Raw genomic sequence first — 11829 nt, forward strand, 5'->3', positions numbered from 1 at the left:
AGCATGTAAGATACACCGGTCAGCAGGTGACGATACGGCCCGGTGCCGCCCGCTTCTTTCTTCTTCGCACCTGTTGCCGCGCCCTGAGATTTCGGCTCAAAAACTTCAGCTTCAACCAGCGCTTTATCCAGTTCCTGTTTGGTCTTTTTCAGTGCCAGACCGGTAGAAGTGCGGTACATCGGCTTACCGGCAAATTTAGCCAGATCCACTTCGATATCAGCCGCGACAATCACCAGGTCGGCCGCTGCAACTTCTTCAGGCGTGATGGCATTGCCCGCACCCACGGAACCGCGGGTTTCGACTTTCACCCACCAGCCACGTTTTTTCGCTTCACTTTCAATGGCTTCAGCAGCCATAAAGGTATGTGCTACGCCGGTCGGACACGCAGTCACAGCAACAATGCGTTTTGGACCGCTGGCAGCCGGAGCCGCGACAGCAGTAGCCACCGGAGCAACATAAGGTTTGGCTTCGGTCAGCGCACGTTGCAGGAATGCCTGCGGATCACGTACAGCATCCGCCACATTACCGGTATAAATATTTTTGCCCGCCAGTGCGGCGTCGTTTGGCACAGTTTCACCGGCAACAATGACGACTTCAGCGTCAGCGGCCTGTTCAACCACCTGATGCCCTGCCTTCACAGCAGCGGCAGCAAGCAAATTTTTCGCCAGATGGCTGCGAGCCTGTCCGAGCGAACTGTCTATCATCAGCAGCGTTTTCATTCTGCCTCCTGCGGATTAAAAGGGTTTCAGGTCAACACGGGCCATCATCGCCGCAAGTTGCGGACGATCGGTGACACCGACATTACTCTGGCTGACAGCCAGCGCGGCAACAGCCGTTGCCAGTCGCAGCGTATGTTCACTGGATTCGCGCATCAGTAAGCCGTAGATCAGGCCACCGACCATGGAATCACCGGCACCCACGGTGCTGACTACTTCACAAGCTGGCGGTTTAGCAATCCACGCACCAGATGCGTTAACCCACAATGCCCCTTCTGCGCCCAGTGAAATCACCACGTGGGCAATTCCCTGATCACGCAAGGCATGCGCAGCTTCTACCACATCGCTCAGTTCCGGCAATTTACGGCCAGCCCAGATTTCCAGTTCGCGACGGTTTGGTTTGACCAGCCACGGTGCCGCTTTCAGACCGGCGACCAGTGCTTCACGGCTGCTGTCAAAGATGATGCACGGACATTGCGCACGCAGGCGTTTCATCCAGTCGGTGAACGCATCAGGATCAACGCCCGCTGGCAGGCTGCCACTGACGGCAACCATGTCAAACTGGCCCAGCCACGACAGAGAATCCGTCACGAAACGTTCCCAGTCGGCAGGAGTGACGTTGAAACCGGAGAAGTTGAAGTCGCTGACTTCGCCGTCTTTTTCGGTCAGTTTCACGTTGATGCGGGTACGGCCATTCACCACCTGGAAGCGGTTAGCAATGCCCAGATCGCTGAATAACAGCTGGAACCCGTCCTGATTTTCTTTACCGAGGAAACCACCCACGGTGACGTCGATGCCGAGATCTTTCAGCACTTTCGCTACGTTGATGCCTTTACCTGCGGCGTGCAGACCGGTGGTTTGCACCAGATTGACTTCACCGCGTTCGATTTCCGGCACATAGCCGACTAAATCGTACGCCGGGTTTAAGGTAATTGTGGCAACTCTGCGGCTCATGCGCCCTCCCCAAGACCTTCTGAAATAGCTTCACCGATGGTTTTCAGCGCCAGTTCCGCGTCTTCACCTTTAGCGGTGAAGCGCAGGTGATGACCTTTTTTCACGCCCAGCGCCACGACTTTCATCAGGCTGCGGCCGTTGGCAGGTTTACCGCTGCCATCAAGATTCGTCACTGTGATTTCGCTGCTGAACTGTTTGATCACGTTCACCAGTGCAGTACCCGGACGGGCATGCAGACCGTGTTCGTTACGGATAACGTATTCCGCCGTCAGCACGTTGGCTTGTTCTTCGACTTCGCTGGTCAGCAATGCCAGCACACCCACAGGATCTGCCGTCAGCAAGCGTTCAGCTTTATTCGCTATCAGCAAATCACTGAGGTAATTCAGAATATTGAGCGGCTGATCATCTGCGACGGAAATCGTCAGCAACAATGAGACTTTTTCGCCATCGAGATCAAAGGCCTGCTTCGCACGGCTTACCGTTGCTGCACTTTTCAGGTTGCCTTCGGTGCTGTCACTCAGCCAGATGCCCTGCCCGAGGTTCAGCGGCTTACGGCTGATAACGTCGCTGACAAAAGCAGTATCCACTGCGCCGATCTCTTTCAGACGACCCGCGTTCAGCGCCTGTAAGGTGATCAGGTTTTCAGCAGCCACATCGACCGCGATCAGCTGAGTATCAAACAGGAATTCAGCGGCATTCTTTTCGCCCATCAGCAGGCTGCGTAATTCTTCAGCTGAATCTGTTTTTGCCAGACGATCGGCCACGCTGTCGTCACTTAAGACGTGCGTCAGCTGACGCAGCAAACCGAGGTGTTCGTCAGAACGCGCAGCGATACCGATAACCACATACGCGGTCTGGCCTTCGCCCCACGTAATACCCTGCGGGAATTGGAAAACTTGCACGCCGGTATCGAGCACCAGATCACGGGTATCAGTAGTGCCGTGAGGAATAGCGATGCCGTTACCCAGATAAGTAGAGGTTTGCAGCTCACGCGCTAACATGCCGTCTACATAGCCTTCGCTGACGCGACCGGCCTGTGTCAGTGCTGCTGCAACCTGGCGAATTGCTTCCTGCTTGTCGCTGGCAGCCGCACCGAGATGAATATCTTGCTGTGACAGTTGGAACATAATTCTCCTCTCCTGCTGAAATTGAATCGTTTCAGCTTTATTGAGAAAAAAGGAGCGCCATCAGATTTCATGAGAATAGCTGACAACGCTGAAACGTTTCAGGAAGTCTTAATCGGGGCTGTTTTTAAATCAAGCTTTCCCTGATTTTGCGTGACAATTTTTTGATGCTACGCACAGTTTCCTTTCTAAACCCTTTCCGAAACAGATGATTTAACGTAAATGCTGAAGTCAGGCTGACGCGAAAAGCTGACGTAAGCTGAACCTCATTTGTGGTGACTATTTGGGTGGATATCAGAAACCTCGCCTGGTTGTTTTTGACACAAAGTGCGGTTTTATTATTCAGTATGGCAAATTCACTCCGGTTTACATTTTTGATGATCAAAACCTGTTTTTGTTTTTTTTAAACTGACGTAACATTCGCGCAAATTTCGTCCCCTTCCCGACTTCTGGTCCATATAACCCTGGTCCACATAACCCTGGTTCACATAACTCATGCGAATTTCTACAACGTCAGCCCGCCGTTTACCCGACATGACGTCGACCGCTTTTCTGATCATCGCTTTTCTGACCGGCATTGCCGGCGCTTTGCAAACGCCAACGCTGAGCCTGTTCCTGACATCTCAGGTTCACGTCAGTCCGTTCATGGTCGGGATTTTCTTCACCGGCAGCGCGGTGATCGGCATTTTCGTCAGTCAGTTGCTCGCGACGTGGTCGGATAAACGTGGCGACCGCAAAACGCTGATCCTGTATTGCTGCATTCTGGGGGCGCTGGCCTGTGTACTGTTCGCCTTCAACCGCAATTACTTCATCCTGCTGTTGATCGGCGTATTGCTGTCGAGCTTCGGTTCCACCGCCAACCCGCAGATGTTTGCTCTGGCGCGTGAGCATTCTGAAAAGACTGGCCGTGAAGCCGTCATGTTCAGCTCTATTTTACGCGCCCAGGTTTCGCTGGCCTGGGTTGTCGGCCCGCCGCTGGCCTTCGCCCTGTCGATGGGCTTTGGTTTTACCTTCATGTACTGCGCTGCCGCGCTGGCGTTCCTGCTTTGCGGAGTGATGGTATATATGTTCCTGCCCTCCATGCCTAAAGCACACATCAAAACCACGGCGACGCTGGAAGCGCCCCGTCGCAACCGTCGGGACACGCTGATGCTTTTCATCGCGTGTTCACTGATGTGGGCAGCTAACAGTATTTATCTCATCAATATGCCGCTGTATGTGGTGCGTGAATTAGGTCTGCCGGAAAAACTGGCGGGCGTGCTGATGGGCAGTGCGGCGTGTCTGGAAATCCCGACCATGCTGATTGCCGGATATCTGGCTAAACAGCTTGGGAAACGCTTCCTGATGCGGTTTGCGGTAGTCGCAGGGGTGATTTTCTACAGCTGTCTGTTGTTTACCACCGGTGCCGCCATGCTGATTGCTTTACAGCTGCTGAACGCGATTTTCATCGGCATTCTGGCCGGGATCGGCATGCTGTATTTTCAGGATCTGATGCCGGGACAGGCCGGTGCGGCGACCACGCTGTTCACCAACTCCACCCGTGCGGGCTGGATCCTTGCCGGTTCTCTGGCGGGGGTGATTGCGCAGTTCTGGACATACCATGCTGTGTTTTATGCCGCACTGGCGATGGTGGTGGGTTCGGTGTTGTGTATCTGGAATGTGAAAAACGTCGATAAACCGGCAGAAGAAACGCCGGAAGCCCTCGTTTAAGGCGCGGTATCCGCTTCGAGCTTAATCAGATAAGTCAGCGCCTGGTCGCGATGGGTAAAACACATTTCGCGGCTGGCCTGTAAACTGGCGCACACTTTCGGGCGCAGCGGCGAGGTGAAAATCTTGCACATGAAATTATCAGCCAGTTGCACACAACGGGTATTCGCCGGTTTGCCGTCAGGCATTCCGGGTATCGGGCTGGAAATTGAAGGCGCTATGCAACAGGCTCCGCAATCGGTACGACAGTCCATCAACAGCCTCCTCAGGCCTCATTTTGAGGCGCGACAATAGCAGGCGGTGATATGCGCCACCAGCGAAATATTTACTATCCTTTAACAGGCTATACCGAACATTTTTTACGCAGGCAGAACACACGCAAAAAATGCGTCAAAAAGCGGGTTTTTCGCGACTCTTTTTGCGCTATCTGCTTGCCTGAAATCAGCGGCGCGGGTAACGTGTCGCAAATTATTTATCTCTCTGCTGACAGGTTATTTATATGGCACGTGCTAACGAAATTAAACGCGGCTTCGTTGTGAACTACGACGGCAAATTGCTGCTGGTTAAAGATATTGATGTTCAGAGCCCAAGCGCCCGTGGTGCCAGCACCTTGTACAAAATGCGTTTCGCTGATGTACGTACTGGCGGCAAAGTAGAAGAACGCTTCAAAGGCGACGATATTCTGGATACCGTCAGCCTGACCCGTCGTAAAGTGAACTTCTCTTATGTCGATGGCGACGAATACGTGTTTATGGATGATGAAGATTTCACGCCATACACCTTCAATAAGGCGCAGATCGAAGACGAACTGTTGTTTATTCCTGAAGAAGGTTTACAGGGTATGCAGGTTCTGACGCTCGACAGCCAGCTGCTGGCGCTGGAAATGCCACAGACGGTAGATCTGGAAATCGTCGAAACGGCACCGGGCATCAAAGGCGCATCTGCCAGCTCCCGTACCAAACCGGCAGTGATGGCAACTGGCCTGAGCATTCAGGTGCCGGAATATCTGAGTTCCGGCGATAAAATTCGCATTCATATCGCAGAACGCCGTTATATGGGCCGCGCGGATTAATCAGCGCCCTGCTTGTCCCGCCAGGTATGTGGCCAGGTAAGTATTGAAGGAACGCTCCGGCGTTCCTTTTTTATTGCCCTGATTTTGCCGTTAATGCGGCAGACTCTCGATCTGCATCACAAAATCAGTGGTCGTCCGGACTTACCAATTCCCCTTTCTATCATATGACTTTACACTCTAAGCCCTGATTTCGGCTTAAATCGTCGCTTTATCCAGCACAAAATTAAACTGACGGGTAAACTGCCCCAATTTGGCCTGACCAATTATTTATTTCTGACTTGCCTGGAGTATTGCATGAAAACTATTGCCACAGCGTCTCTGCCCGCAGCAGTGTCATTGCCAGCTTATGATCGCGATGCACTGAAAAGCCGCATCGTTCATCTCGGCTTTGGCGCATTCCACCGTGCCCACCAGGCGCTGCTTACAAACCGCGTCTTAAACCTTCAGGGCGGAGACTGGGGCATTTGCGAAATCAGCCTCTTCGGTAATGAAGCGTTGATAAAAAGTCTGCGTCAGCAAGATCACCTGTTTACCGTGCTGGAGAAAGGGGCGGAAGGCAATCAGGCGATTATCATTGGTTCTGCTCATGAATCTGTCCACGGCGGTATCGACGGGCTTGATGCCGTGCTGGAAAAACTGACCGAACCTCAGGTGGCGATTGTTTCCCTGACCATCACCGAAAAAGGTTACTGCATCGAGCCGGGAACGGGCGAACTGGATCTGCAAAACCCGAAAATTCAGCAGGATCTGGCCGGTGGTCAGGCGCCATGTACCGCGCCGGGTGTGTTAGTTGAAGCGCTGCGTCTGCGTCATGAACGCGGTCTGCCGGGCTTCACCGTTTTATGCTGCGATAACATTCCTGAAAATGGTCTGGTGGTGAAAAACGCTGTGCTGGGTATGGCGAAAGCACGCTCCGCAGAACTGGCAAAATGGATCAGCGAAAACGTCTCTTTCCCGAGCACCATGGTTGACCGCATCGTTCCGGCAGCCACAGAAACCACACTGGATGAAATCACCGAAGCGCTGGGTGGTGTAACAGACCCTTGTGGTATCGCCTGTGAACCCTTCATCCAGTGGGTGGTAGAAGACCACTTCGTCGCGGGTCGTCCGGACTGGGAAAAAGCCGGTGCGCAGATGGTGTCCGACGTTCTGCCGTTTGAGCAGATGAAACTGCGTATGCTGAATGGCAGTCACTCTTTCCTCGCTTATCTGGGTTATCTGGCCGGTTATCAGCACATCAATGATTGTATGGATGACGATAACTATAAAGCCGCTGCGCATCACCTGATGCTGCATGAACAGGCGCCGACGCTGAGCGTTGAAGGTGTGGATCTTACCGCCTATGCAGACAGCCTGATTGCACGTTACAGCAATCCGGCGCTGAAACATCGCACCTGGCAAATCGCGATGGACGGCACGATGAAACTGCCGCAACGTATGCTCGATTCGATCCGCTGGCATGTGAAAAACGGCGGTTCTTATGAATTGCTGGCGCTGGGCGTGGCGGGCTGGATGCGTTATGTCGGTGGCACCGATGATGCCGGTCAGCCCATTGAGATTAAAGATCCGATGGCGGAAACGCTGGCAGAAATCGTCGCCTCTACCGCGGATGGCGAAGAACGCGTGAAAGCGCTGCTGGCGCTGAACGGCGTTTTCGGTGAGCAGTTGCCACAGGAAGAGAAAGTGGTACAGGCTATTCAGGCCGCATATGCGGATCTGCAAAGGATCGGCGCGAAGAAAACCGTGGCTAAATACGTGGGTTAAGTCAGTACAGTGAGACGACTTAACGCGACATGACTATCTGTAAAAGAATATCGGTAAATATTGAACGGCTGCTCAGGCAGCCGTTTTTATTGGTGCGCCGCCTCTCATTCATTCAGCTCTGAAGGAACGGACGAAAACAGGAAACCATCAAAGGACGGATCGTCAGCGTCAGAAACCTGCAACAGCATATCTTTTACGTTCTCCAGATGCTGCCACATCGCCTGCTTTGCGGCTTTAGGATCCCGGCGTAAAACCGCCTGCAGAATGGTCTGATGATCCTGTAACCAGATCTGATGGTAACTTTTATCGACCACATGCTGATGGATCCCTTCCCACATCGAACTGCGCTGGCGGATCTGCCAGAGGTCATCGACCAGTTTTACCAGCACACTGTTCTGCGATGCCTGTGCCAGTAAAGCGTGAAACCGCTGGTCCTCCGCTTCGTCTGTCACACCACGGGCAATGCAATCACGCTGGGCTTCAATCGCATCGCGCATCTGCAAAATATCCGTTTTCGTCGCCTGCATGGCGGCAAATGCGGCGACTTCGCTTTCCAGCAACTGACGCGCCTGCAGCAACTCGAACGGGCCGTAGCCGCTGTCAGCCAGTTCCGGCTGGGTGTTTTCAGGCTGATTCAGCACATACACACCCGAGCCTTTGCGCACTTCCACGATTTTCTCGAGCTCAAGCATGATCAGCGCTTCACGCACCACGCTGCGGCTGACGGAATAGGATTCTGCAATATCACGTTCAGGAGGAAGACGATCGCCGGACGCATATTTTCCGGCATGGATATCACGGCGCAAATGACCGCCAATTTCCTGATAAAGTCGCATATTTTCGCCCCTGTCTGTAACACGCACTCAATTGGTCTGACAACTGATGACATGCACTGATGCCTGAAATAAGAGAGAAAATTATAACATGTCGGCACAAAGGGAAAGGACGGGAGATGAAAACTGACGGCCCGATCAAAACAGGGCCAGCCAGTTTGCGAAGTTGTCCGACCAAATCAAGATAGATTGCGTTATCACGATCATTGTCCGGCACGAAATGCATTAAATATGTTAATTATTTATGGGTATTTAGTTATAGCTCACCGTGACCACTGCAAGATGAGGATCATTGTTGATATGCCTGGTGGTGACTTGCCCGAGAGACAGGGGCAGCGCGAAAGAAGAAGGTGTTTGCACATTCAACGTGTGAACTTGCGACACCTGTTTTCCGCCGCGATCACAGTCGCTGATCACCCTGTTACTCGCGGCCTTGAAGTTACATCCCCCTTCAACAATTGCCCCCGTGAAATGTATGACGCCGCCTGTAGCAGCCGCATTGGCAAACTGAATCGTCCCTGAGGCCATGATTCCCAAAAACAGTAAACTGGTCATTCTGTTCATGGTGACACCTCGTTGTAATTATAGAATTTAAAATTTACGCAACCGCCATTTAACATTAATACATCTAATGGAATTTACATGGCGAACGGCAAAATAATTTGTTGCCCTTTCGGGCTGAATTAAGCAATCCATGTTATTCATCGGCACAAAACTGGATTTTCTTAACCGGTCGCTGCAAATTGATGGGTGAATTTTTAAAAGGATGTGACCCATGACCAAAACCAACCTGATCACCGGCTTTCTGGGAAGCGGTAAAACCACCACGCTACGCCACCTGCTGACGCTGAAGCCTGAAGGTGAAAAATGGGCCGTGCTGGTCAATGAGTTCGGAGAGATTGGAATCGATGGCGCGCTGCTGGCGGAAAGTGGCGCAGTATTGAAGGAAATCCCCGGCGGATGCATGTGCTGCGTTAATGGCTTACCGATGCAGGTCGGGCTAAACATGTTATTGCAGCAGACAAAACCTGACCGGCTGCTGATCGAACCCACTGGCCTCGGTCATCCGAAGCAAATCCTTTCTTTATTAACCTCTGACGTCTACAGCAACTGGCTGACGCTGAATGCCACATTGTGTTTGCTCGATCCGCGCCAGCTGAGTGAACAGCGCGTCATTGAAAATGAAAACTTCCGCGACCAGCTTGCCGCGGCGGATGTGATTGTTGCCAACAAAGCGGATGTGACTCAGGAAAGTGACCGGCAGGCGCTGGAAAAATGGTTTAGCGAAAATGGCCGTGAACGCCGCCTGGTGGTGGCTTCTCAGGGTGAGATTGCCCCTGCCCTGCTGGATTTACCGCGCCTTAATCACACCGAATTGCCTGACGGCCAGCATCATCATGCTCATATATCAAAGCGCGGACTGGCGGCACTGAGTCTGCCTGAAAAGCAGCGCTGGAGACGTGCGCTCAATGAAGCCGGCGGTTTTACCAGTTGCGGCTGGATATTTGATGGCGAAACGGTTTTTGACACCGCGGGCATACTCGACTGGGCACGAGCCGCGCCGGTTGATCGCGTGAAAGGCATCATTCGTATTAAAGAAGGCGCGCTGATGATTAACCGCCAGGGCAATGATTTGGAAATCGAAACAAGGTCGATGGCGCCTTTAGACAGCAGAATTGAGCTCATTACGCAAAATGAAACACAGTGGAATGTTCTGCAATCGTCTTTGTTGAGGATTCGTTTAAGTTGTAAGGATTAAGTTAACGTCCATTACGTTAATCGTTACCCTGCTAAGAATAGGTCTTCATATATGTGGCGCCGAAATATTCCTGCAATCCTGGTACTCAATGTATTAGGTGTTGCTCTTTTTCTATCTTTCTATTTACCTGCAAACCACGGTTTCTGGTTCCCGATTGATAAGTCGATCTTCTTCTTTTTCAACCAGCATCTGGCGACTGACGCGTGGTTCCTGCATCTGGTCGCAGTGACCAATAACCGCGCCTTTGATCTGATCTCATTGCTGGCCATGGGTTTGCTCTATCTGAGCTATTTTATGAAGCAGGACACTGCCGGGCGCCGCCGTTACATCATTATTGGTTTCGTGATGCTGCTGACCGCCGTGGTGCTTAACCAGCTCGGTCATTTACTGCCGGTCAGTCACAAGAGCCCTTCGCTGAGCTTTCCGGGTGTAAACCGGGTCAGCCAGCTGACCGGTATCCCGACAAAAGATGCGTCCTCTGACAGCTTCCCCGGCGACCACGGCATGATGCTGATTATTTTTTCCTGCTTTATGCTGCGCTATCTGAGTAAATCAGCCTTCTTTATTGCCCTGATGATCACCATCATCTTCTCGCTGCCGCGTGTGATGATTGGCGCACACTGGTTTACGGACATTGCCGTGGGTTCAATGTCCGTCGTCCTGGTGGGTGCAAGCTGGTGGCTGATGACACCGGCCAGCGATATATTGATTAACTGGCTCGAGGGCAAACTGCCGGGTAAAAAAATTCCTAAAAAAACGGCATAATTTTACATTCATACAAATAAATTATGGTCAGGCAGATGTTGATGATCTGCCTGACCTTTTTTTCATCCAATTCCCGGATATACTTTGCTGAAATTTGCACGTGGAAGCCGCTTGTGGCGCGGTTTTAACCCAAATTAGTATATAAATCATCCATCCTTTTTAACATCTTTACTAACATCAGCTTACATCACAATTTCTTATAAAAAATCCCACAAAACCTCTCGCAATCCCTTATTCATTACGGTACTCTCCAAATCGCCCGCATAGAAATGTGACAAAAACACCCGTATTGAAGGAAAAAACGTGCTCTAACGCACATTTTACCCGTCTGGTATTTGTCCCCACTAATTGTGGCAGGTAGTCTCGCTTCGTTTGGCAATTTTAATAACGATTTCATCGTTAAGGACAGCAAGGGATAACAACAATAATGGTCAAGTCTCAACCGTTTATGAGATATATCACGCGGATGATTCCCGCAATTGGCGCAGCAATTCTTCTCTCTGCGTGTAGTGGTATGCATTCTTCGAACACAGAAAGCGCACAAACTGATATGCGTGCAGTAAATGACAAAGACGGTCTTCTACTGCAAGCCTCTCAGGATGAATTCGAAGCAATGGTTCGTAGCGTCAACGTTAAATCCAAAATTATGGATCAGTACGCTGACTGGAAAGGCGTTCGTTATCGGTTAGGCGGCGACAGCAAGCGTGGTATCGATTGCTCAGCGTTCGTTCAGGTAACATTCCGCGAACAATTTGGTATGGATCTCCCTCGTTCGACTTATGAACAGGAAGAAAAGGGCAAGAAAGTTCAGCGCACGAAATTGCGTCCGGGTGATCTGGTTCTGTTCCGTGCAGGTTCTACAGGCCGTCACGTCGGTATTTATTTAGGTAATGATCAGTTTGTTCATGCATCTACCAGCAACGGTGTGATGATTTCAAATCTGAAAGAATCCTACTGGAATGCCCGTTATCGTGAAGCAAGACGAGTTTTAGCTAACGGTTAATCCCGTTACCTTATGATTTAGTTCTTGTTGTCCTATGCCAAGCGAATAAAAAAACGTCATCTCCGGATGGCGTTTTTTTATGCCTGTAATAAAGTGTATTTAGTGTCTGCTGTTTTTTTGACTACGTTATAC

At 51.3% G+C, this 11829-nt stretch carries 12 protein-coding genes; 6 read left to right on the top strand and 6 right to left on the bottom strand.

Features of this window, described 5'->3' with window-relative positions:
• The 3 genes from ACM615_RS02230 to fruB all read right to left on the bottom strand — a co-directional run.
• Positions 1-719: fructose PTS transporter subunit IIB (locus tag ACM615_RS02230; RefSeq protein WP_431011370.1), on the bottom strand; the 719-nt coding region annotated here is incomplete at its 3' end.
• 15 nt (positions 720-734) lie between these two features.
• On the bottom strand, positions 735-1670 hold the full coding sequence (gene fruK / locus ACM615_RS02235) for a 1-phosphofructokinase (RefSeq protein WP_056778537.1): 936 nt from the start codon (positions 1668-1670) through the stop codon (positions 735-737).
• Positions 1667-2797 (bottom strand): fused PTS fructose transporter subunit IIA/HPr protein, encoded by a 1131-nt coding sequence (gene fruB, locus ACM615_RS02240; protein WP_112287853.1) that lies wholly within the window; start codon positions 2795-2797, stop codon positions 1667-1669. Before fruB ends, fruK begins: the two co-directional genes overlap by 4 nt.
• A 492-nt stretch (positions 2798-3289) precedes the next feature.
• Here fruB and ACM615_RS02245 point away from each other — a divergent pair, with 492 nt between their 5' ends.
• Positions 3290-4504: a sugar efflux transporter gene (locus ACM615_RS02245; protein ID WP_431011371.1), complete on the top strand. Its 1215-nt coding sequence runs from the start codon at positions 3290-3292 to the stop codon at positions 4502-4504.
• Here ACM615_RS02245 and ACM615_RS02250 read toward each other — a convergent pair.
• A complete protein-coding gene (locus ACM615_RS02250; RefSeq protein ID WP_112287851.1) occupies positions 4501-4755 on the bottom strand; it encodes a YkgJ family cysteine cluster protein in 255 nt (84 codons plus the stop codon). The genes ACM615_RS02245 and ACM615_RS02250 overlap by 4 nt on opposite strands.
• A gap of 245 nt (positions 4756-5000) precedes the next feature.
• On the opposite strand from ACM615_RS02250, the gene yeiP reads away from it, so the two are divergent.
• Together yeiP and ACM615_RS02260 are read left to right on the top strand one after the other, a co-directional pair.
• Positions 5001-5573 carry an elongation factor P-like protein YeiP gene (gene yeiP, locus ACM615_RS02255; protein ID WP_112287850.1) on the top strand — a complete coding sequence of 191 codons (573 nt, stop codon included), beginning with the start codon at positions 5001-5003 and terminating at the stop codon, positions 5571-5573.
• A gap of 294 nt (positions 5574-5867) precedes the next feature.
• The gene (locus ACM615_RS02260; RefSeq protein ID WP_129639023.1) at positions 5868-7337 is read left to right on the top strand and encodes a mannitol dehydrogenase family protein; all 1470 of its coding nucleotides are present in this window, start codon (positions 5868-5870) and stop codon (positions 7335-7337) included.
• A 104-nt stretch (positions 7338-7441) separates the two neighbouring features.
• On the opposite strand, the gene ACM615_RS02265 is transcribed toward ACM615_RS02260, so the two are convergent.
• Both ACM615_RS02265 and ACM615_RS02270 read right to left on the bottom strand, forming a co-directional pair.
• Positions 7442-8173 (bottom strand): FCD domain-containing protein, encoded by a 732-nt coding sequence (locus tag ACM615_RS02265; protein ID WP_431011372.1) that lies wholly within the window; start codon positions 8171-8173, stop codon positions 7442-7444.
• Between the two features lie 249 nt (positions 8174-8422).
• Complete coding sequence (locus ACM615_RS02270; RefSeq protein ID WP_129639025.1) at positions 8423-8734, bottom strand: hypothetical protein; 312 nt, start codon at positions 8732-8734, stop codon at positions 8423-8425.
• A gap of 211 nt (positions 8735-8945) precedes the next feature.
• On the opposite strand from ACM615_RS02270, the gene ACM615_RS02275 reads away from it, so the two are divergent.
• The 3 genes from ACM615_RS02275 (at position 8946) to mepS (ending at position 11697) form a co-directional block, all read left to right on the top strand.
• Positions 8946-9929, top strand: coding sequence for a CobW family GTP-binding protein (locus tag ACM615_RS02275; protein ID WP_431011373.1), 984 nt, complete (start codon positions 8946-8948; stop codon positions 9927-9929).
• Positions 9930-9980: 51 nt separating this feature from the next.
• Positions 9981-10694, top strand: a complete 714-nt coding sequence (locus tag ACM615_RS02280) for a phosphatase PAP2 family protein (RefSeq protein ID WP_129639027.1) — start codon at positions 9981-9983, stop codon at positions 10692-10694.
• A gap of 427 nt (positions 10695-11121) precedes the next feature.
• The gene (gene mepS, locus ACM615_RS02285) at positions 11122-11697 is read left to right on the top strand and encodes a bifunctional murein DD-endopeptidase/murein LD-carboxypeptidase (RefSeq protein ID WP_113877468.1); all 576 of its coding nucleotides are present in this window, start codon (positions 11122-11124) and stop codon (positions 11695-11697) included.
• Positions 11698-11829 lie beyond the last annotated feature (132 nt).

The organism is Rahnella sp. PAMC25617 (genome assembly GCF_050606005.1).
Classification (GTDB): Bacteria; Pseudomonadota; Gammaproteobacteria; order Enterobacterales; family Enterobacteriaceae; genus Rahnella; species Rahnella variigena.